The sequence below is a fragment of the Mesorhizobium sp. WSM4829 genome, assembly GCF_055811475.1.
Window position 1 is genome coordinate 245,942 of record NZ_JBVVQJ010000003.1, and the last position, 21,109, is coordinate 267,050.

Annotated in this window: 21 protein-coding genes; 3 read left to right on the forward strand and 18 right to left on the reverse strand. The window is 62.8% G+C overall.

Annotation, left to right across the window (positions count from 1 at the left end):
- Positions 1 to 33 precede the first annotated feature (33 nt).
- The 10 genes from gph to AC0L17_RS05065 all read right to left on the reverse strand — a co-directional run bounded on the left by gph (position 34) and on the right by AC0L17_RS05065 (position 10,009).
- Complete coding sequence (gene gph / locus AC0L17_RS05020) at positions 34 to 735, reverse strand: phosphoglycolate phosphatase (RefSeq protein ID WP_023797686.1); 702 nt, start codon at positions 733 to 735, stop codon at positions 34 to 36.
- Positions 732 to 1,289 (reverse strand): thioredoxin family protein, encoded by a 558-nt coding sequence (locus AC0L17_RS05025; protein WP_473514993.1) that lies wholly within the window; start codon positions 1,287 to 1,289, stop codon positions 732 to 734. The genes gph and AC0L17_RS05025 overlap by 4 nt, the downstream gene beginning before the upstream one ends.
- A gap of 22 nt (positions 1,290 to 1,311) precedes the next feature.
- On the reverse strand, positions 1,312 to 1,998 hold the full coding sequence (rpe, locus tag AC0L17_RS05030) for a ribulose-phosphate 3-epimerase (protein WP_473514994.1): 687 nt from the start codon (positions 1,996 to 1,998) through the stop codon (positions 1,312 to 1,314).
- A gap of 61 nt (positions 1,999 to 2,059) precedes the next feature.
- Positions 2,060 to 2,998: a CbbX protein gene (gene cbbX, locus AC0L17_RS05035; protein ID WP_473514995.1), complete on the reverse strand. Its 939-nt coding sequence runs from the start codon at positions 2,996 to 2,998 to the stop codon at positions 2,060 to 2,062.
- Positions 2,999 to 3,006: 8 nt separating this feature from the next.
- Complete coding sequence (locus AC0L17_RS05040) at positions 3,007 to 3,441, reverse strand: ribulose bisphosphate carboxylase small subunit (RefSeq protein ID WP_023797690.1); 435 nt, start codon at positions 3,439 to 3,441, stop codon at positions 3,007 to 3,009.
- Between the two features lie 18 nt (positions 3,442 to 3,459).
- Entirely contained in the window at positions 3,460 to 4,953 is a 1,494-nt protein-coding gene (locus tag AC0L17_RS05045) for a ribulose-bisphosphate carboxylase large subunit (RefSeq protein WP_473514996.1), read from the reverse strand.
- A 21-nt stretch (positions 4,954 to 4,974) separates the two neighbouring features.
- A complete protein-coding gene (gene fba / locus AC0L17_RS05050; RefSeq protein ID WP_287076246.1) occupies positions 4,975 to 6,054 on the reverse strand; it encodes a class II fructose-bisphosphate aldolase in 1,080 nt (359 codons plus the stop codon).
- A 13-nt stretch (positions 6,055 to 6,067) separates the two neighbouring features.
- A complete protein-coding gene (gene tkt / locus AC0L17_RS05055; RefSeq protein WP_473514997.1) occupies positions 6,068 to 8,074 on the reverse strand; it encodes a transketolase in 2,007 nt (668 codons plus the stop codon).
- Between the two features lie 10 nt (positions 8,075 to 8,084).
- Positions 8,085 to 8,957 (reverse strand): phosphoribulokinase, encoded by an 873-nt coding sequence (locus AC0L17_RS05060; RefSeq protein WP_023797694.1) that lies wholly within the window; start codon positions 8,955 to 8,957, stop codon positions 8,085 to 8,087.
- 5 nt (positions 8,958 to 8,962) lie between these two features.
- Positions 8,963 to 10,009, reverse strand: coding sequence for a class 1 fructose-bisphosphatase (locus tag AC0L17_RS05065; RefSeq protein WP_473514998.1), 1,047 nt, complete (start codon positions 10,007 to 10,009; stop codon positions 8,963 to 8,965).
- Positions 10,010 to 10,128: 119 nt separating this feature from the next.
- On the opposite strand from AC0L17_RS05065, the gene AC0L17_RS05070 reads away from it, so the two are divergent.
- A complete protein-coding gene (locus AC0L17_RS05070) occupies positions 10,129 to 11,085 on the forward strand; it encodes a LysR family transcriptional regulator (protein ID WP_473514999.1) in 957 nt (318 codons plus the stop codon).
- A gap of 54 nt (positions 11,086 to 11,139) precedes the next feature.
- Here the strand turns inward: AC0L17_RS05070 and AC0L17_RS05075 are convergent, their stop codons facing one another.
- The 7 genes from AC0L17_RS05075 to AC0L17_RS05105 all read right to left on the reverse strand — a co-directional run bounded on the left by AC0L17_RS05075 (position 11,140) and on the right by AC0L17_RS05105 (position 18,661).
- Positions 11,140 to 11,754 carry a TetR/AcrR family transcriptional regulator gene (locus AC0L17_RS05075; protein ID WP_473515000.1) on the reverse strand — a complete coding sequence of 205 codons (615 nt, stop codon included), beginning with the start codon at positions 11,752 to 11,754 and terminating at the stop codon, positions 11,140 to 11,142.
- A 137-nt stretch (positions 11,755 to 11,891) separates the two neighbouring features.
- The gene (locus AC0L17_RS05080; protein WP_473515001.1) at positions 11,892 to 15,011 is read right to left on the reverse strand and encodes an efflux RND transporter permease subunit; all 3,120 of its coding nucleotides are present in this window, start codon (positions 15,009 to 15,011) and stop codon (positions 11,892 to 11,894) included.
- A gap of 1 nt (position 15,012) precedes the next feature.
- Entirely contained in the window at positions 15,013 to 16,122 is a 1,110-nt protein-coding gene (locus AC0L17_RS05085) for an efflux RND transporter periplasmic adaptor subunit (RefSeq protein WP_473515002.1), read from the reverse strand.
- Positions 16,123 to 16,157: 35 nt separating this feature from the next.
- On the reverse strand, positions 16,158 to 16,571 hold the full coding sequence (locus AC0L17_RS05090; RefSeq protein WP_473515003.1) for a hypothetical protein: 414 nt from the start codon (positions 16,569 to 16,571) through the stop codon (positions 16,158 to 16,160).
- A gap of 413 nt (positions 16,572 to 16,984) precedes the next feature.
- Positions 16,985 to 17,113 carry a hypothetical protein gene (locus AC0L17_RS05095; RefSeq protein ID WP_473515004.1) on the reverse strand — a complete coding sequence of 43 codons (129 nt, stop codon included), beginning with the start codon at positions 17,111 to 17,113 and terminating at the stop codon, positions 16,985 to 16,987.
- Positions 17,110 to 17,688, reverse strand: a complete 579-nt coding sequence (locus AC0L17_RS05100; RefSeq protein WP_473515005.1) for a hypothetical protein — start codon at positions 17,686 to 17,688, stop codon at positions 17,110 to 17,112. Before AC0L17_RS05100 ends, AC0L17_RS05095 begins: the two co-directional genes overlap by 4 nt.
- 82 nt (positions 17,689 to 17,770) lie before the next feature.
- Complete coding sequence (locus AC0L17_RS05105) at positions 17,771 to 18,661, reverse strand: LysR substrate-binding domain-containing protein (RefSeq protein WP_473515006.1); 891 nt, start codon at positions 18,659 to 18,661, stop codon at positions 17,771 to 17,773.
- Positions 18,662 to 18,730: 69 nt separating this feature from the next.
- Between AC0L17_RS05105 and AC0L17_RS05110 the strand changes: the two genes are divergently transcribed.
- Positions 18,731 to 19,750, forward strand: a complete 1,020-nt coding sequence (locus AC0L17_RS05110) for a permease (RefSeq protein WP_473515007.1) — start codon at positions 18,731 to 18,733, stop codon at positions 19,748 to 19,750.
- 206 nt (positions 19,751 to 19,956) lie between these two features.
- Here AC0L17_RS05110 and AC0L17_RS05115 read toward each other — a convergent pair whose 3' ends face one another.
- Positions 19,957 to 20,415 carry a nuclear transport factor 2 family protein gene (locus tag AC0L17_RS05115; RefSeq protein ID WP_473515035.1) on the reverse strand — a complete coding sequence of 153 codons (459 nt, stop codon included), beginning with the start codon at positions 20,413 to 20,415 and terminating at the stop codon, positions 19,957 to 19,959.
- An 83-nt stretch (positions 20,416 to 20,498) separates the two neighbouring features.
- Between AC0L17_RS05115 and AC0L17_RS05120 the strand changes: the two genes are divergently transcribed.
- Complete coding sequence (locus AC0L17_RS05120) at positions 20,499 to 21,077, forward strand: TetR/AcrR family transcriptional regulator (RefSeq protein ID WP_023797706.1); 579 nt, start codon at positions 20,499 to 20,501, stop codon at positions 21,075 to 21,077.
- Positions 21,078 to 21,109: the final 32 nt, after the last annotated feature.

The following is a 21,109-nucleotide window of genomic DNA, read 5'->3' on the forward strand; positions in this document are numbered from 1 at the left end:
CTCGGCCGGCGCGCCCGCACTGGTTGGCGCCGGTCAAGCGGCGTCTTGCAGCCTGCGCATCGCGGAAGGCAGGTCGAGCAAGCCGTCGCAAACCAGGTCGGCGCCAAGCGCTTCAACGGCAATTTGGGTGTAGCCGCCACGCAGCAGGATAGCCGGCATGCCGGCGGCGCGGGCGGCGGCCACGTCGGCGCCGCTGTCTCCGACCATCAGTGCGTCACGAGGCTCGACCTGAAGCTGGTCGAGCGCCAGCAGCAGAGCGTCGGGCGCCGGTTTCAGGCAAGTTACCGCGTCTCCGCCGACGATCGCGCCGAGATGCTCCGTCAGCCCGAAATGCAGCAGGATTTCGCGAGCCGCCAGCTGCGGCTTGTTGGTCACCACGCCCATGGCTATTCCGCTCAAATGGAAGTGGGTGAGAACCTCCCTGACGCCGGGCATCAGCGTCGTCAGGCCGGTCAGATGTCTGCGGTAGATCGGCGCCATGGCACGGTTGGCCTCGTCGAGCGCGCTGCCGAGGAGCGGCGCGCCGGATGCCGCGAAGGCTCGCTCGATCAGTTTCCTGACGCCGCCGCCGATCATCGCCCTGACCTGTTCCAGGCGCAGCGGCGACAGATCGCGACCGGCCAGCAGCTCGTTGACGGCGGCGGTTATATCGGGCGCCGAATCGACCAGCGTGCCGTCGAGATCGAACAGGATCGCTTTTGGCGATCGAAACCGCCTGCCTGCACCGACGTTCATGCAGCATCCTTCCACTTGATCGAGCAGCCGATCGAAGCGATCTGGTCCAGCGGTCCGTCGCCGGTTCGGGCAATTTGCCTCATCGCCTCGAAAAGGTCGCGTCTCAGTCCGGGCGGTCCAGCGTCGCGCCGCGCCGCGTCCAGCCGGCCGCGATATTGCAGGGTCAATTCACTGTTGAGCCCGAAGAAATCCGGAGTGCAAACGGCTCCATAGGCACGCGCCACCGTCTGGCGCTCGTCGTGGAGGTAGGGGAAAGTGAAGCCGTTCGCCCTGGCGAAGAGTTTCATGTTGTCGAAGGAATCATCCGGATAGGCGTCGGCATCGTTGGCGTTGATCGCGACAAAGCCGATGCCTTCGGGCTTGAGGTCGCTGGCATCGCGGACGATGCGGGAAATCACCGCCTTCACGTAAGGGCAGTGGTTGCAGATGAAGGCCACCACCAGCCCGTTCGGACCGGCGTGGCTGAAGATCGAATGCGATTTGCCGTCGACGCCGGGCAAGATGGCATCGATGGCTTGCCAGCCGAAATCGCAGACAGGTGGGATTGCCCCCATGTTATGCTCCGATGAAATGGTTTTACGCGGCTTTCCGGATCGCGCCGTCGGCTGCCTGCCTGATGGCGCCGATATTGGCGCGATAGGCCGCCTCGCTGCCGTCCTTGAAGATAGCCGAGCCGGCGACCAGCACATTGGCGCCGGCCGCGGTGACCAGCGGGGCGGTCTCGGGGGTGACGCCGCCGTCGATCTCGATGTCGATCGGGCGATTGCCGATCAGCGCCTTGACCCGCCTGACCTTTTCGACGACCGCCGGAATGAAAGCCTGGCCGCCGAAACCCGGATTGACCGTCATCAGAAGCACCAGATCGAGCCGGTCGAGCACATATTCGATGACGCTTTCCGGCGTCGACGGGTTCAGCGACACGCCGGCCTTCTTGCCGAGATTCCTGATCGCCTGCAGCGAACGGTCGAGATGCGGCCCGGCCTCGGCGTGCACGGTGATGATGTCGCAGCCGGCCTCGGCGAAGGCGGCGAGATAGGCGTCGGCCGGCGCAATCATCAGGTGACAGTCGAAGACCTTGTCGGTTCGGTCACGGATCGCCTTGATCACCGGCGGACCGAAGGTGATGTTGGGCACGAAATGACCGTCCATCACGTCGAGATGGATCCAGTCGGCGCCCGCCCGGACGACTGCTTCGACCTCGTCGCCGAGCCGCGAGAAATCCGCAGAAAGCACCGAGGGGGCGATGATTGTCTTGGTACCCATGGTCGTCGGCTCCATTCCGTCTTCGGTTTCCGGTCGCTGCACACCAACCGGCGTCATCGTGTCAGCGCGCCCTCGTCTCCGGTTCGCCTTCGAGCTTGCCTTCCGCGAACACGCGGCTGCCGCGAATATCGGATTCCTCAATGGTGATAAGGTCGGTCTTCGTCAACACCCGGTCGCGCGACGTGAAAAGCCGGTTGGCCTGGCGAAGCCGCGCCCGGTCGAGCCCATTGCGGACCGAGCGAGCGTTGGAGAAATGCGGCAGCCGCATGCGGATCGGCAGGTACTCTTCGAGCGCCTTGGCCGCCGCCTCGCTGAGACGATAATTCTGTTCCGCCAGCATGATCTCGGCGATCGATTTGAGCTCGCCGACGCCGTAGTCGGGAAAGTCGAGGTGGTGGGCGATGCGCGAGCGCATGCCGGGATTGCTGTTGAAGAAGCGGTCCATCTTGTCCTTGTAACCGGCAAGAATCACAACCAGGTCGTCACGGTTGTTTTCCATGCATTGCAGCAGGATCTCGATCGATTCCTGGCCGTAGTCACGTTCGTTCTCGGGCTTGTAGAGATAGTAGGCCTCGTCGATGAAAAGCACCCCACCCATGGCGCGCTTGATCACTTCGCGGGTTTTGGGCGCGGTGTGGCCGACATACTGGCCGACGAGATCGTCTCGCGTCACTGCGACCATGTGGCCCTCGCGGACATAGCCGAGACGATGCAGGATTTCGGCCATCCTGAGCGCCACGGTGGTCTTTCCGGTGCCGGGGTTTCCGGTGAAGTTCATGTGCAGGGTCGGCGCGCCCGAGGTCAGGCCGAACTTGCGGCGAAGCCGGTCGACCAGGAGCAGCGCCGCGATCTCGCGGATGCGGGTCTTGATGGGCTTCAGGCCAACGAGTTCGCGGTCGAGCTTGCCCAGCACCTCATCGATGTTGGACGCCTCGAACTCGGCCTGCAGATCGACCGATTCGTCCGGCGCGGCAGTGCCCTTTGCTATCGCGTCCAGCATGGTTTCGGCTAGCTCCGCTCGCCTTCGGGCCTGTCGGTCGCATAAGGCACGATCGAATAGCCCTGGCTGCGGCCGTCGCGCTCCTGGCGCAGCAGCCGGAACCCGGGTTCGTTGGGCGGCCGGTTGACGATGAACGACATGCGCGGCGCTTCCCAGCCCTTGCTCGAATCGAAGGCAGTGACTCGGACATACATGTTGGGCATGGCTTTCCGGCAATTGTTGACTTCAAGCAGGATGCCCGCCGGGTCCTTCAGGTCGAACATCGGGTTGCCGTACATTTCCCAATAGGTGTTTCGCGGATGCGGATCGTCAGTGTACTCGACGCTGACCGCCCAGTGGTTTTTCAACGCGTATTTGATCTGCGCCGAAATCTGCTCATCGGTCAGGTCGGGCAGGAACGAAAACTGTCCCTGCGTGACCTTGTTTCCCGGATTGGTCATCATGGCGACGGTTCCTTTCGTCTAGAAGCTGGGCGTTGCGGTTGGCACGAAGTCGGCCGTGTCGGTCGATTCGTAGTTGAAGGTGACGTCCTTCCAGGTCTCCAGGGCAGCTTTCAGCGGCGTGCACCATCTGGCCGCCTGTTCGAGGATTTTGGTGCCTTCGCGCAGATAGTCGCGGCCCTCGTTGCGGGCGAGGATCATCGCCTCCAACGCGACGCGATTGGCCGTCGCGCCGGCCTGGATGCCGTCCGGATGGCCGATCGTGCCGCCGCCGAACTGCAGGACGACGTCCTCGCCGAGATAATGGATCAGCTGGTGCATCTGGCCGGCATGGATGCCGCCCGAGGCGACGGGCATCGCCTTGTTGAGCGAGGCCCAGTCCTGGTCGAAGAACAGCCCGGTTTCGAGGTTCTGCGGCGTGCGCTCCTCGCGCAGCGTGTCATAGAAACCCTTGATCATCAGCGGGTCGCCTTCCAGCTTGCCGACAACGGTACCGGCATGGATGTGGTCGACGCCGGCCATCCGCATCCATTTGCAGATGACGCGAAAATTCATGCCGTGGTTCTTCTGGCGCGAATAGGTCGAGTTGCCGGCGCGGTGCAGGTGCAGGATCATGTCGTTGCGGCGTGCCCATTTGGCCATCGACTGGATCGCCGTGTAGCCGATGACCAGGTCGATCATGACGATGCAGGAACCAAGCTGTTTTGCGAATTCGGCGCGCTCGTACATCTCCTCCATCGTGCCGGCGGTGACGTTGAGATAATGGCCCTTGACCTCGCCGGTGGCGGCCGACGCCTTGTTCACGGCCTCCATGCAGTAGAGGAAGCGGTCGCGCCAGTGCATGAACGGCTGCGAGTTGATGTTCTCGTCGTCCTTGACGAAGTCGAGGCCACCCTTCAGCGCCTCGTAGACGACGCGGCCATAGTTGCGGCCTGACAGGCCAAGCTTCGGCTTCGTCGTCGCGCCGAGCAGCGGCCGGCCGAACTTGTCGAGCCGCTCGCGTTCCACCACGATGCCGGTCGCCGGGCCCTGGAAGGTCTTCAGGTAAGCCACCGGGATGCGCATGTCCTCGAGCCGCAAGGCCTTGACTGCCTTGAAGCCGAACACGTTGCCGATGATCGATGCGGTCAGGTTGGCGATTGAGCCCGGCTCGAACAGGTCGAGGTCGTAGGCGATGTAGGCGAAGTACTGCTGCTCGGTCTTGGTGCCGGGACCGGTGTTCGGCACCGGCTCAGATCTGAACGCCTTGGCGCGGTAGAGCTCGCAGGCGGTCAGCCTGTCGGTCCACACCACCGTCCATGTCGCGGTGGAGGATTCACCGGCGATGGCGGCCGCCGCCTCCTCGTGGTCGACGCCTGGCTGCGGCGTGATCCGAAACATGGCAATCAGGTCGGTCTCCTTGGGCCGGTAATCCGGCTCCCAGTAGCCCATTTTCTTGTAGGGGATGACGCCCGACTTGTAGCGTTCCTTGCCTTCCTTGAGCGTGCCAGCTGACGGCATGTCGATCTTGTTCATGACAGGTCTCCTGTTTGCCGCTCAGGCGGCTTTCGCGGTTGCGATTTGCGGGTCGAGTTTTCCCGCGGCATAACGTTTGGCCATCTCGTCCATGGCGATGACCCTGATCTTCGAGGCGTTGCCCGCCGTGCCGAAGCGCTCGAAGCGATCGCGGCACAGGTCGCGCAGGGCATCCATGGCGGGTTTCAGGAATTTGCGCGGATCGAATTCGCGCGGGTCTTCCGTCGCGACGCGGCGGAACTGCCCGGCCATGGCCATGCGGCAGTCGGTGTCGATGTTGACCTTGCGCACGCCGTAACGAATGCCGCGCTCGATCTCCTCGACCGGAACGCCAAAGGTCTGGGGCATCTCGCCGCCATATCGGTTGATGACGTCCTGCAGTTCCTGCGGTACCGAGGAAGAGCCATGCATGACCAGATGCGTGTTGGGCAGCTTTTCGTGGATCGCCTCGATTACCTGCATGGCGAGGATGCCGCCGTCGGGCTTGCGGCTGAATTTGTAGGCGCCGTGCGAGGTGCCGCAGGCGATCGCCAGCGCGTCGACCTGGGTGGCGGTGACGAAGTCGACCGCCTGATCGGGATCGGTCAAAAGCTGGTCGTGGGAAAGCGCGCCTTCGGCGCCATGCCCGTCCTCGGCCTCGCCCTGGCCGGTTTCCAGCGAGCCGAGCACGCCGAGCTCGCCTTCGACGGAAGCGCCGACCCAATGCGCCATGCGTGCGACACGTTCGGTGATGGCGACGTTGTAGTCGTAGCTTGCCGGCGTCTTGGCGTCCGCCATCAACGAGCCGTCCATCATCACCGAGGTGAAGCCGTGGCGGATCGCCGAAAGGCAGGTGGCTTCGTTGTTGCCGTGGTCCTGATGGATGCAGAGCGGAATGGCCGGATGCATTTCAGTCAACGCCTCCATCATCTTGGCCAGCATGATGTCGTTGGCATAGGAGCGGGCGCCGCGCGAGGCCTGGATGATGACCGGTGCGTCGCAGGCCCTGGCCGCCTCCATGATGGCAAGGCCCTGTTCCATGTTGTTGATGTTGAATGCCGGAACGCCATAGCCGTGCTCGGCGGCATGGTCGAGAAGCTGGCGAAGGGTGATGCGGGCCATTTTGGGGTCCTTCCTAGATGATGAGCTTCAGCGCCGCTGCGGCGACGGCTTCGGGCGTGATGTCAAAATGCCGGTAGAGATCCGGGGCGGGGGCGCTGGCGCCGAAACCGGCCATGCCTACGAAAGCACCGGTGTCGCCGATCCAGCGGTCCCAGCCGAGCCGTGCTGCGGCTTCGACGGCGATGCGCGGCGCCGAGCCGAGGACCGCCTTGCGGGTGCCGGCATCCTGTTCCTCGAACAGCTCCCAGCACGGCATCGAAACGACCGCGGCGGCGATGCCGTGCTCGGTCCCCAGCCGCTCGGCGGCGGCGACGGCGATCTCGACCTCCGAGCCGGTGGCGATCAGCGTCACGGCGCGGTGCCCGGCTGGCTCGCGCAGGACGTAGGCGCCCTGGCTGGACAGGTTCTCTTCGCTATCTGTGTGGCGCAGCATCGGCAGGTTCTGCCGCGAGAGCACCAGCACGCTCGGCCGGTTCTTGCTCTTCAGCGCCAGTTCCCAGCACTCCGCCGTTTCGATGATGTCGGCCGGACGGAAGACGTTGAGGTTGGGCGTCGCCCGCAGCATCGCCAGGTGCTCGATCGGCTGATGGGTCGGGCCGTCCTCGCCGAGGCCGATGGAATCATGGGTCATCACATAGATGACGCGCTGGCCCATCAGCGCCGACAGCCGCATCGCGCCGCGGGCGTAGTCGGCGAAGCACAGGAAGGCGCCGCCATAAGGCACGAAGCCGCCATGCAGCGCGATGCCGTTCATGGCCGCGGCCATGCCATGCTCGCGGATGCCGTAGTGGATGTAGCGGCCGGCATAGGCACCAGGCGCTATGCGATCCATGCCCTTGGTGATCGTCAGGTTCGAATGCGTCAGGTCGGCGGAGCCGCCGACGGTCAGCTCGGTTGCGGCGTTGATGGCGCCGAGCGCCATTTCGGAGGCTTTTCGCGTTGCGACCTTGGTCGCCTTCTCGACATGCTCCTTGCGGAAAGCGGCGAGCGCTTCGAAGACCGCGTCGGGCAGGGTGCCGGCGACCGCACTCTCGAAGGCCTCGCGCTGCGGCGAGGCGGCAAACCGCTGCTCCCAGGCGTGCCGCGCCGCTTGCCCGCGCTCGGCACTTTCGCGCCAGGCGAACAGGATGTCGTCCGGCACCTCGAACGGCGCGCAGGCCCAGCCGATGTTCTCGCGCGTCGCGGCGATCTCGGCATCGCCCAGCGGCGCGCCATGCGTCTTTTCCGAGCCGCCCAGGTTGGGCGCGCCCTTGCCGATCACCGTTCGGCAGGCGATCAGTGACGGCCGGTCCGACTGCTGCGCCGCTTCGATTGCCGCAGCGACGGCTTCCGTGTCGTGGCCGTCCACCGACTGCACTTGCCATCCGGCGGCTTCGAACCGTGCCGGCTGGTCCATCGATGTCGACAGCGACGTCGGCCCGTCGATCGAGATCGCATTGTCGTCCCAGAAGACGATCAGCCGGGCGAGCTTCAGGTGACCGGCAAGGTCGATCGCCTCGTGGCTGATGCCTTCCTGCAGGCAGCCGTCGCCGGCGATCGCGTAGGTGAAATGGTCGACGAGATCGGCGCCGTGGCGGGCAGCAAGCATGCGCTCGGCCAGCGCCATGCCGACGGCGGTCGAGATGCCCTGTCCGAGCGGACCGGTCGTCGTCTCGATGCCAAGCGCATGGCCATATTCGGGATGTCCGGCGGTGCGGCTGCCCAGCTGGCGAAACCGCTGCAATTGCTCGATCGGCATGTCTTCAAAGCCGAGCAGGTAGTGCAGCGCATATTGCAGCATCGAGCCGTGCCCGGCCGAAAGCACGAAGCGGTCGCGATCGGGCCAGTTGGGCGCCGACGGATCGATGTTGATGAAGCGGCTGAACAGCACCGTCGCAACGTCGGCCATGCCCATCGGCATGCCCGGATGACCGGAATTGGCCTTTTGGACGCTGTCCATCGCCAGTGCGCGAATGGCGTTCGCCATGTCGCGCTCCGAGACGGCGGCGACGGGCTTCAGGGCTGCTGCTTGGCTGTTCATGGCGTCCTCCTCACGACACACGGTTCTTGCGTTCGATCAATTGCAGGATGAGCGGCGTCAGGATCAGCTGCATGGCAAGATCGAGCTTGTTGCCTGGCACCACTATGGAATTCGGCCGCGACATGAACGAGTCGTGGATCATCGAAAGCAGGTAGGGGAAATCGATGCCGCGGGGATTGGCGAAGCGGATGACCAGCATCGATTCGTCGGGCGTCGGGATCCAGCGCGCGATGAACGGGTTGGACGTGTCGACGATCGGCACACGCTGGAAGTTGATGGCGGTCTGCGAGAATTGCGGGACGATGTAGCGGACATAGTCCGGCATGCGGCGCAGGATGACGTCCATCACCGCCTCGGTGGAATAGCCGCGGGTTGCCCGGTCGCGATGGATCTTCTGGATCCATTCGAGATTGATGACCGGCACCACGCCGATCCTGAGGTCGGCATGCCTGGCCAGGTCTATCTTGTCGGTGACGACGCAGCCATGCAGGCCCTCGTAGAACAGCAGGTCGCTCGGCGGGAATTCGCGCCATTCGGTGAATTGTCCGGGCGGCGTGCCGTACTGCTTCTCCTCGTCCTCGTCATGGATGTAGGTGCGGGTCTTTCCGGTTCCGCGGCGGCCATATTCCTCAAACACCTCTTCGAGGATTGCGAGCTCGTTGGCCTCGGCATGGAAGTGGGTGAAGTTCGGATTGCCGGCCTTCTCCTCCTCGGCCACCTTGACCTTCATCGTGGCGCGGTCGTAGCGGTGAAAGGCGTCGCCTTCGATGAAGGCGGCGTCGATGTTCTCGCGCCGGAAGATCAGCTCGAAGATGCGCTTGACCGAGGTGGTGCCGGCGCCTGACGACCCGGTGATGGTGATGATGGGGTGCTTTGCCGACATGATGCTCAGGCCCTGAACAGGCCGCGGCGGCTGAACAGCGGCGCACGCTCGCCGATCGCGCTGGGCTCGGTGTGGTAGCGGCTGATGCGTGCGACTTCGCGCGCCGATCCGAACACCACGGGCACGCGCTGGTGCAGGCCCTCGGGCTCGATTTCGAGGATGCGGGTGATGGTGTCGGTGGCGGCGCCGCCTGCCTGTTCGATGAGATAGGCGATCGGGTTGGCCTCATAGACGAGGCGCAGCCGTCCCTGGCGGTAACCCTTGCGCTTGTCGCCTGGATAGAGGAAGACGCCGCCGCGCATCAATATGCGGTAGCAGTCGGCGACGAGGGAGGCGATCCAGCGCATGTTGAAGTCCTTTCCACGTGGGCCTTCAGTGCCTTCGAGGCAGTCGTCGATGTAGAGCCGCACCGCCTCGTCCCAATGCCGGTAGTTGGCGGCGTTGATGGCGAACTCCTGGGTACGCTGCGGGATGATCCGGCTCTCGTAGGCCTGGACGAAGGTGCCGAGCCTGGTCGAGAGAACGAAGACATGCGTGCCGCTGCCGAGCGACAGGACCAGCGCCAGCTGCGGCCCGTAGATGAAGAAACCGGCGCCCAGCTGCTTCACGCCCGGCTGCAAAAAAGAGGCGGCCGGATTTTCGTCCGGCGCGCCAGTTGCAGGGAGGAGCGAGAAGATCGTTCCGATCGACACGTTGGTGTCGATGTTGGAAGAGCCGTCGAGCGGGTCGATGGCGATGGCGAGAGGCGCCTGGCTGTCGAGCAGGACCGGCTGCTCCAGTTCCTCGGAGGCGTAGAGCGCGACCGGAGCGTGGCGCATGGCGTCGAGGAAGATGTCGTCGGCGAAGATGTCGAGATCCTTCTGGATGTCGCCGTCGGCATTGGCGCTGCGGGTCCCGGCAAAGGCGGTGCCGAGCACGCCCTGATTGATGGTGTTGCGGACCCTGGTGGCGGCCTGCGTCAGCTGACGGACGGTCGCGACGACTGCCGAACGCAGTTCGTCGGGTGGGCCGAGATAGGAATTCAGAAATGCGTCGAGCGTTGCCGCTGGCATCGTAACCTCCCGATCCAGCCGCAACTCCTCAGGCCGGATTAGGGGATGAGAACAAACTGCCGTGGATAAGTAAAATTCAATAACTTTACTTTTGCACTAAAAAAAATTTAGTATAGCGCATGAGAAACCTCACGCTCAAGCAATTCAAGACCGTCCAGGCCATCATCAGCCATGGAAAAATCGTTAGCGCGGCCAAGGTGTTATGCTTGTCTCCTCCAGCGGTGACGATCCAGTTGCGGCAGGTCGAGGAGGAGTTCCAACTGGCCTTGTTCGACCGAACGTCGGACGGCATGCGTCCGACTGCCGCAGGTCTGGCCTTCGTCGAGACGGCGCAGGCGATCGAGGAGCGGCTTCGCCTGCTCGAAGACAAGATGGATGCGATCAAGGGCGTGCGTATCGGCAGCTTGCGGCTCGGCGTCGTTTCCACCGCCAAATATTTCGCGCCGCGGCTGATGGCCGGCTTCATGAAGGAACATCCCGACATCGACATGCGGCTCGCCATCGGCAACCGCGCCGAAACCATCAACAGTCTGAAGAACCACGACATCGACATCGCGCTGATGGGACGCCCGGCGAGGGAAGTCCCGGTGCGTGCCTCGGTCTTCGGTGATCACCCGTTGGTCATCATCGCGCCGCCCGACCACCCGCTGGCGTCGGCGCGCGAGATATCCAAAGAGCGGATCGCCGAAGAGCATTTCCTCATCCGCGAGCCCGGCTCCGGCACGCGCATCTCGCTGGAAATATTCCTCAGCGACGTGCCCGGCCGCATCGACGATCTCGGCGTCGAGATGGGCTCGAACGAGACGATCAAGCAGGCGGTGATGGCCGGGCTCGGCATTGCCTTCATCTCTGCCCACACCATCGCCGCCGAAACCGAAGCCGGCCGGCTGGTCATCCTCGACGTCGTCGGCATGCCGATCCGCCGGCAATGGTTTTCGGTGATGCGCAGCGATCACGCGATCTCGCCGGCGATGGCGACGTTCCACGACTTCCTGATGCGCAAGGGCGCGATGTATCTGCCGCTGTTCGGCAAGCTCTATCCGCACGAAGGACCGAACGCAGGAGGTCGCGCCTGAATTGAGGGCGGAATGCGTCGCTGGCAGCCACCTGCCAGGTACCTGCCAGGGCGGCTAGTTCGATTTGGCGAGAGCTTTCAGGACAAAGCGAATCTGCGTGCGCAGGCCCGCTTCGGTGTCTTCGCCGTGTTGAACGCAGTGCTCGATCAGAATCGGGTGGAAGAACGGCGTGAACGCGGCGTTGACCGCACGCGCCGCTTCTGCCGGGTCCTCGACCTTGAGTTCGCCCGCCTCGGTCCCCTCACGAATGATCGCCTCAAGGATTTCCAACATTCGCTCGACATGCGCCTTGATGACCGCCCGATTCTCGCGCAGGGCGGCGACGATCAAGTCGTGCATGCTTCTTTCCTTGATCAATTTCGTCTTGTTGTGCTGGTGAACGGCGGTCAGGAGCCGGTCGAGTTTCTCCAAGGCCGGCGCGTTGGTGCGTGCGATCGCAATGGCGATGTCCGCGACCTCGTTCACGACCTGCCTGCAGATGGATTCGTTGATTGCATCCCTGGAGGAAAAGAAACGGTAGACGTTCGCCCGGCTCATGCCGAGTTCGGAGGCGATGTCGGCTACCGACGTCTTATGGTAGCCGATGCGGCGAAAATGCGCCTCCGCCACCTCCAGGATGCGAGCCCGCACCTCGTCGGGATCCGTTCGCGGTCCGACCGGATGATTCATCGATGTCTCCAGAACTGATGATGGATTTGCCGGGCTCGCCCTGAACGTTCATTTGCAAGCGGTAAGGTCGTGCCGCTGGCCCTGCCTATGTTCAGGCAAAGCCAGCGAGCAAAACCCGCCGCCACCGCAACAGAGCCCTATTCGGCAGCAATTGCTGTTTGCTTTTCCAGTTCATCCATCGAGCCGGATGGTTCCTCATGGACGTCGTCTGCAGTCGGCTTGATCCGGAACCATGCGGCATAGAGCGCGGGAAGGAAGAGCAGGATCAGCACCGTGCCGACCGCCGTGCCGCCGATCAGCGTATAGGCCATCGATCCCCAGAAGACGGAGTGCGTGAGCGGGATGAACGCCAGCACGGCGGCCAGTGCCGTCAGGATCACGGGCCTGGTGCGTTGCACCGTCGCCTCGATGACGGCGTGATAGTCGTCAAGCCCGGCAGCACGGTTCTCCTTGATCTGCTCGGTCAGGATCAGCGTGTTGCGCATCAGGATGCCGGCCAGTCCTATCATGCCCAGAATGGCGTTGAATCCGAAGGGCTGGTTGAAGGTGAGCAGCATCGGCACGACGCCGACGAGGCCAAGCGGCGCCGTCAGCATGACCATGGCCATCGTCGAGAAGGATCGCACCTGCAGCATGATAACGATCAGCATGGCGGCGATCATTGCCGGAAAGACTTTGCCCAGCGCGGTGTTGGCCTTTTCAGCCTCCTCGATCGATCCGCCCAATTCGATGCGATAGCCGGCCGGAAGGGATGCGATCAGCGGCTGAAGGGCCTTCATGATCGCCTTGGAAACCTCTGGCGGCTGAGTCGCTTCGTTGATATCCGAGCGGATCGTGATGACAGGCGTGCGATCGCGGCGCTTCAGGATCGGCTCTTCCAGACGGATTTCCGAATGGCCGATCTGGTCGAGCGGAATCGAGCGACCGTCCCGGCTCATCAGTGAGAAATCCGCCAAACGTGTCGGATCCAGCCGCTCGCCGCCGGCGCTGCGTGCGACGATGGGGACGTTGCGGATGTCCTCGCGAACCTGCGTAACGGGGATGCCGGTGAGCAAGAACTGGAGTTGCTGGCCCACCTCTGTCGGCGACAGGCCGATGAGGTTCAGTCGATCCTGATCCGGGACGAAGCGGAGCACCGGTGTGCGATTGCCCCAATCGCGGTTGGCCTGACGCACGTCCGGGACGCCCCGCATGATGTCGAGGGCCTTCTCGGATATGCTGTAGAGCTGCGCGGGATCAGGTCCGACAACCCGGAACTCGACCGGGAATGGCGTGTAGGGGCCGAACACGAGTTGCGTGACGCGGACATTGGCCTCGGGTGCAAGCCCCTCTGCCACCGCCTCGCGGAGGCGGTGCTTCAACACCTCACGCGCCTCGGCGTCCGGGGTCAGCACGACGATCTTGGCGAAGGCAGGATCGGGCAGTTCCGGCGCCATTGCGAAAAAGAAGCGGGGTGCGCCCTGACCGACATAGCTCGTGACGATCTTGGCCTCGGCCTGGGCGTCCAGCCAGCCTTCGAGCTTCTCGACCGTAGCGGTCGTCGTCTCGATGCTGGTGCCTTCCGGCAGGCGAACCTCCACCAGCACTTCGGGTCGGTCGGATGTCGGAAAGAACTGCTGTTTGAGAGACCCCATGCCGACAACGGCAAGCACGAAGGCGATAGCGACGATACCGGAGATTGCGAATTTGTGGCGCACGGCAAACGTGATGAGCCGCCGCAAGCGCCGATAGTTCGGCGTGTCGTAAATCGCTTGGTGACCGCCTTCGACCGGTTTGATGTCGGGCAGCATCTTGACGCCGAGGTAAGGTGTGAAGACCACCGCGACGATCCAGGAGACGATGAGGGCGAACCCTACGACCCAAAAGATGTTGCCGGCGTATTCGCCGGCGGTCGAGCGCGCGAAGCCCACCGGGAGGAAACCGGCGATCGTCACCAGCGTTCCGGACAGCATCGGCGTCGCAGTGTGACTCCACGCATAGGCCGCCGCCTTGATGCGGTCCATGCCTTCTTCCATCTTCACCACCATCACCTCGATGGCAATGATGGCGTCGTCGACGAGAAGACCGAGCGCCAGGATGAGGGCGCCGAGCGTGATGCGGTCGAAGAACCGGCCGGTCTCCAGCATGATGAGGAACACGACGGCTAGCGTCAGGGGGACGGCAGCCGCCACGACGATGCCGACGCGCCAGCCCATGCTAATCAGGGCGATCAGCAGCACCACGCCGAGCGCCATCGCGAATTTCATCATGAACTCGTCAACCGCCGAGGTGATGTTGACGGCCTGGTCGCTCACCTTGTCGAGCGTCATCCCGAGCGGCAGCGTCTGTGCGATGGCCGCCGTCCTGTCCTCCAGCGCCTTGCCGAGCGCGAGACCATCCCAGCCCTCCTGCATGACAGCCGCGAGCATGATGGTGGGCTCACCCTGACGTCGGATGAGGTATGTGGGAGGATCTTCATAGCCGCGCCGGACTTCGGCGATATCGGAGAGCTTCAGCGTCCGCCCCGCGGCGGCAATCGGCGTGTCGGCGATCGCCTGAACGCTGTCATAAGCGCCGTCGACCCGGATGAAGACCCGCGGCCCCTTTGTGTCGATCGAGCCTGCCGGCGTGAGGGTGTTCTGCCGCTGCAAGGCGGCGACGATGTCCTGTGCCGATACGCCGAGGGTAGCCAGCTTGGCGTAGGAAAATTCGACGAATATCTGTTCGGGACGTTCACCGAGGATGTTGATCTTCTTGACGCCGGGCACGTGCAGGAGGTCCTGGCGGATCGCCTCGGCCTGCCTCGCCAGCTCACGCATCGGCATGCCCTTCGCCTTCAGCGCATAAAGGGCGAAGCTCACATCCGAATATTCGTCGTTGACGAAGGGCCCGAAGACGCCGGACGGCAGGTTGCGGGCTTCATCCCCAAGCTTCTTGCGGGCCTGGTAGAACTCCTCCTGCACGACAGATGGCGGTGTGCTGTCCTTCAGCGTGACCATCATATACGCGTAACCCGGCCGTGTGGTCGTCTCGACCCGGTCGTACCAGGTCAGTTCCTGAAGGCGCTTCTCCAACGGTTCGGCGACGAGGTCCTGCATCTCGCGCGCCGTCGCGCCCGGCCATGCCGTCGTGACCGTCAGGGTCTTGATGGTGAAGTTGGGGTCCTCCGCCCGCCCGAGCATGACGAAAGCGTAGGCGCCGGCGGCCACCAGCAGGAGGATGAAGAACAGGGTAACGGCGCGTTCACGAACGGCGATCGCGGAAAGATTGAGGTTCATATCAGTTGCCCCTGATTTCGGACGCAGTCCTGACGCGAGCGCCCTCCTGCAGGAGATGGGCGCCGAGCGAAACAATCGGATCGCTGGAGTTCAGTCCGGAGACCACAGCGGTTTCGCTGGTCACACGAACAAGCTTGACGGGCTGAAACTTTACGGTCGAGGTGGCGTTGTCCAGGACCCAGACGCCAGTCTTCTCGCCGTCATCGAGCACGGCTCCCAGCGGCAGCTGGACTTCGCGCTGGCGTGCCTGGCCCGCAAGCCGAATGGTTACCGTCGCGCCAAGCGGTGCTGCCGCGGCCTCACCGTCGAGCACATAACGGGCCTCATAGGTACGGGTCCGGGCATCGGCGGAGTTCGACAATTGCCGCAGACGTGCCGTATAACGACGTCCGTCGCCGCCATATACGCTGGCCTCGGCCACCGACCCGATCGGCGGCCGGATCGTTTCGGGAAGCGCGACCACCGCCTCGCGGGAGCCGGCCTGCGCGATCTGGACCACCGCCTGGCCGGCAGAGACGACCTGTCCCGGCTCGGCAAGCGTTTCGACCACCGTTCCGTCTGCGTCCGCCACCAGAACCGCGTAGCTTGCCTCATTCTCGGCGACATGCGCTGCGGCTTCGGCGGCAGCGAGTTGCGCCTCAGCTGTATCCACCGCAGCCTTGGCCTGCTCGTAGCGCTGTCGGGGGACCCATCCATCCCTCAGCAAGCTGGCGTATCGCCGTTCATCCGGTTCCGCCTGAACGACTGTTGCGCGCGCTGCGGCGACGGCGTTGCGCTTCGCCGTGAGCGCGAGGCGAAGGTCGGTGTCGTCGATGCGCATCAGTGGCTGACCAGCTTTGACCTCCTGACCCACATCCACGAGCCGCTCCACGATCTTGCCGGGGACGCGGAAACCGAGATCGCTCTGCACCCTCGCCCCGACAATGCCGGTGAAGCCGCGTTCGGATCCTTTCACCGGCGCTGCCTTCACCAGTCTGACGATCGGCGCTTCCTGCCTCGGGTCGCCTACGGCGGAGGCTCCCTGCGTAGGAATGGCAAGTGTGGCGAATGCCGCCGCTCCTGACATCGCGATCAGCACGCTCCCCAGTACAACAGCGGGTCTCTTTTTCACGTTCGTCGCCTCTCAAAAAAGATTGCGTTCGACCTTTACATCGGCCCGACGGACGCGAGCCCAGCAGCACGCAGGCCGCTGTCTGCAAGGCGGGTCGGTGCATTGGCATCGGCGCGCATGTCGGTCTCGGACGACACCGTCACCTCGTCGCCGGACCTCGAGAACGCGTATTGCGAGCCGCGGTGGCCCGGCATCGAAAAAGCGACGGAGTCGCCGTCGGCGAGGCCCATGACGACGCGCTGCGGATCGCCGCCGATCTTCGGCGCGAAGGTGGCGGTGACCTCCAGGAGGTCGCCCTCGGCCGGGACGTAATAGACGACCATGTCGAGGTGGCCCTCGTGCAGGCTGCCGGCTACGATCGGGCTTCCTATGGTGGCTTCCTCGGCAAACGCCGGGGCGGCAACAAGCAGCGCGGCCAGAACGGAGGCGCTCAGGGTTTTGCGGATCATCTCGTATCTCCTTCGTTTTAGATTGCGTTCGAACTCTATAACTGAGTTAGATTACCAATGCAATCTAAAAATCAAAAAAAGTTGCGTGTGCGGCGCTACGGAAACCCGCGGGACGGCGATGAGTGTGCAAGCCGCGGAGAAAATGGACGGCTGCCCGATTGTTGAGCTCGGCTCGGATAGCGCCATGCAGGGCGCCGGCGTGAAGGCGTCATTCGAAGCCGGGATCAGGGGATACCTTGAGATGCTCGCTAGCTGGGTACGCGAGGCCAACGCACGGCCGACGGCAAAGCCATGGCCATTCTCTCGACAATAATCTGCTGACGATGCCCCCACGGACGGCGGCAATAACGGGCGTCCCGCGGCGTCACTGTCGAGCACATAGCGGGCTACTCAGGTGCCCGTCCATGCCGAGTTCAATCGAGGGTCGGGAGCGAAATACACATTTGCCTGGCCGAGGCGAAAGCCAAAAAAACGCTCCCCTTTGGCTCGGTGGTGTTTCCATCGGGCAGGATGCCGCCCTTGACGATCAGATCAAAACTCATCCTTCGTCCCTAGACTTTCCAATCAAATTGCCTTTGCGCCGAGTGACTATGTCCAACGCGGATTGCACATCCCGGTCGATCTGCTCCCGACGCGCCATGAACCAATTCTTAGCGCCGGGATAGTCAGCCGCCGATTCCCTGGAGTCTGAAAAACCTAGCGTATTTTGGGACAAGGCAAGGATACCTTGCTGCCCCAATGCCACGAAAAGAGTGACACGTGTTTCGGCGGAATTGTTCTCAAGCCATTTGGCGACCCCGATACCGACCATGTTGTTCTGTAGGTCCTTCATGATTTCCAAAGTCGTGTCAGGCTTTCCGCGTTTCACATAGAGTTCAGCAAATTCATTGACCATTCCACACCGGACGACCATCTCTTCGGCTATTGTCTCTGAAAGCCCGAGAAGCCTCAGTCCGGAATAAAGATAGGAAGACGCCGAAGCATGCTTGAGGGCGTTGCGATAGCTCCCGTCAAGGCCTTGCTCAGTCACGATTCGGCGGACGCTCACTTCGAACCAGCCGTAAAAAGCGAGCGGCGGCAAGGCCATCAGGAGCGCTAGCGCTAAGAGCTTCCTCATCTTACGATGCCGTCAAAACTCATCTTTCGCCTTTCTGGGTAAGGGATTGTCAGCGCTTTCGGATAGGTCACGCGGCGCGCGACTAGGGATATGCCAGCGGTTTGAGCGCTCGAAGCTTTTTTGTGACGATCGCGGTGAGACTATCCGCAAGGCGAAGTGGCGCAGCGGGCGAACACGTCAGAACAAGCGCGGTGTCCCCAAGTTGTGGAAGGGTTGCATCCGGCAACTGCCTGACCCGGTCGGTAATTGCACATTGCGGCAGGACACCGACAGCGAAACCTGCCGAGATGGCCGCCCGAATGCCAGCGACGCTTTCGCTGGTGCAGACGATCTCGTAATCCAGGTCTGCTTTTTGCAGCAGATCGATGCAGCGTTCCCGCCACCAACATGTTCGGTCAAACAGCGCGACAGGCAGTGGACGACGGTGCTCGAGCTCATGGAAAGCCGACCCGGCCCAAATGGCGGCTTCACGGTGAACGACGATATCGTCAACCGTGACATTTTCGGGAGCATGCAGGGCAATATCCAGTTCGTCCGCGGCCAGCGCGGACGGAAATTCCACGCTTGAGCCGCATCGCAAAAGGATGCGAGCGCCAGGCTGCTCTTGCGAGAAATCGGCCAGGATCGCGGGAAGCAACGTATCGCTGTATTCTTCGGGTATGCCGAGGCGGATTTCGGCTTTGTTATCCGGCGCTCGCATGGCAATGACCGCCTGATCGAGGACTTCAACGACCTGGCGTGCGATCGGCAGCAATTGTTCGCCGCGTGCCGTGAGGGAAACGCCGCGTCCATGCCGATCAAACAATCGTTGCCCCACGATTTCTTCGAGTTTTTGCACCTGAAGGCTGACGGCGGACTGCGTCCGAAGCAGACGCGCCGCGCCGCCACTGACACTGCCGGCGTTGGCGACGGCCAGGAAGCTGCGCAGCAGGTCGCTATCGAGCTGAGGAAACAAGATATCGTCTTGGCTCATATCGGGTATTTATTCTATTCGTTTCTTGAATGGAAGTGTGCGCCGTAGACTGCTCAAAGGATGGCGGTCATGAGCATTGCGCTTCCGAACGTGCAAAAGCCGGTCATGTGGGCGACGGTTGCTGGTCTGACGGTCGTTGCCGCCCTGACGTGGCCGCAACGGGCACAGGAGACGCTCCATTTTGTCTTGCGGAGCTTCCTGGATGTCGCGCTGACAATTGCAATTGGGCTGATCATCTCGGCATGGGTCGCGGCCAGCGGAGCGGCGATCATTACTGCACGGTGGTTTAAGGGTAGCCCTGTCGCGACTGTTGTGATCGCTTCAGGGATCGGCACTGTGACTCCTGTGTGCGGCGTAACGGTGTTGCCGCTCACGACGGGGTTCCTTGCATCCGGCGTTCCGCTTGCGCCCATCATGGCATTTTGGCTTTCCTCGCCTGTTACCGGTCCCACAATGCTCATCGCGACGTGGGCGCTGCTCGGCCCTGGATTCGCCATCGGAAAGATGCTTGCGGCTTTTGGCCTTGGAATCTTTTCCGGCGGTTTAACGGCTCTCCTGGTGCAGACCCAGATGGTCCAGAACCCGTTACGGCCACAGCGATTTATGAATAGTGAGCAGTGCGGCACGTGCACGCCGACGGATTTCTCTTTCCAAATCTGGCGAGAGCCGGCTCGCATGCGTGTGTTTAGAGCAAATCTTGTCTCCACAACAAGGATCGTTGTGATTTGTTTGCTGTTTGCTTTTTCTGCTGAGTTTCTGCTGCGCGACTTTCTACCGTCTCATCTCCTCACCACCTACGTCGGCGAGGAATCCTCTTACGCTATCCCGCTTGCGGTGCTGGTCGGCGCACCGATGTATCTCGATGGTCTTGCGGCACTGCCCTTGGTTCGAGGATTACTTGATCTCGGCATGTCGCCCGGCGCGGCAATGGCACTCCTCGTTTCAGGCGGCGCGGTCAGTATTTGGGGCGTCTTTGCCGTAGCTTTCGTCCTTAGGCCGCCAACCATTGCCCTGTTTGTGACCCTTGCCGTCATTGGCTCGCTGGTGATCGGATATACTTTCGGTGCGATTTGGGCGTTGCTGCCGTAAAGGAAGGTCACAGCGGCGCCGCCACAACAGCACTCTGGCGCAAACGTGCGTGGCAGGGAGAATGGCTGCGATGCGGGACCCGGGCGGCGGCAATGACGGGGTGGTCGGGAGCGAAATACGCATTCGAGCCGAGGCGATAGTCAGCCAAGCGATGAGGGGCTACGGGCTAGCGTACCCGCGGTTACGCTGCGGGTCGCTGACTTCCGTTAGCCAACAATTGGTTCGGCGACAGCTTCTTCGAGGCCAGTCGCCGCCTGGGCGGCAAGACCGCGGGCCGCTGCTTGTGAATCGTAGAATTCCTCAAGCGCATAGACCTTGCCCCACCGCAGGGTGAATACGTGGAGACCACTGTTGACGTAGGACGCGTCGCCGTTGAGTAGCGTCGCGGTGCCGTCCCACTGGGCAAATACGGTGGTATGCCACGGCCAGCCCGTCACCCAGACGTGGTTGACCGTGAGATGGAGATTGGGCAGGACGCGGCCGAGGCGCTCAAACCAGCGGCGCACGGCCTGCTTGTCGTGGCGCTCACCACCAAGCGCGTGGTCACCGGAAACGCGGTGATGGACATGCGGCACGAGTGCTTTCACCGCCTCGTCCCAGCGATGGTTGTTGACGTGGTCGAAGCTCTGCCGGATCGATTTCTCGACGATATAACTGTATAGTATTTGACCTCTCCTCCAAATTGGATTGCGTTCGTACTCTATACCTGCTATAGATGTCGAACGCAAGCTAATTTAAGGAGGTCTACATGCGTGTGAGTCGCATTCAGGCGGCGGAAAACCGCGAAACCGTGATCAATGTGGCAAGCCGGCTTTTTCGGGAGCGCGGCTTTGACGGCATCGGGCTAAAAGACCTGATGCAGGCTGCCGGGCTGACCCAGGGCGCGTTCTACAAGCAGTTCGCCTCCAAGGACGATTTGGCGGTGCAGGCGTCGAGGCGGGCGATGGAGAGCGCCACGCTGCGCTGGTCGGCCGCGACTGCGGCAAAATCCGAGGATCCGCTTGGCGCCGTGATCGCATTCTACCTCAGCATGGGCCATCGCGGAGAAAAGATGGACGGCTGCCCGATTGTCGCGCTCGGCTCGGATGCCGCCAGACAGGGCAGCGAGGTGAAAGCGTCGTTCGAAGCCGGGATCAAGGAGCATCTCGAAATCCTCGGCCGTTTTATTGCCGACGCCAAAGCTGAGGAGCCCGACAGAAAGGCCATGGCCATTCTCTCGACGATGGTCGGCGCGCTGATGCTGTCGCGCGTCGTCAACGATCCGGATCTCGCCCAGGCCTTCCTGGACGCGGCGACCGGACAGGTTCGCGAAGCAGCCGGCGCATGAACGGCGTGCGCAGCGTTGGCGGCGCAGCCAAT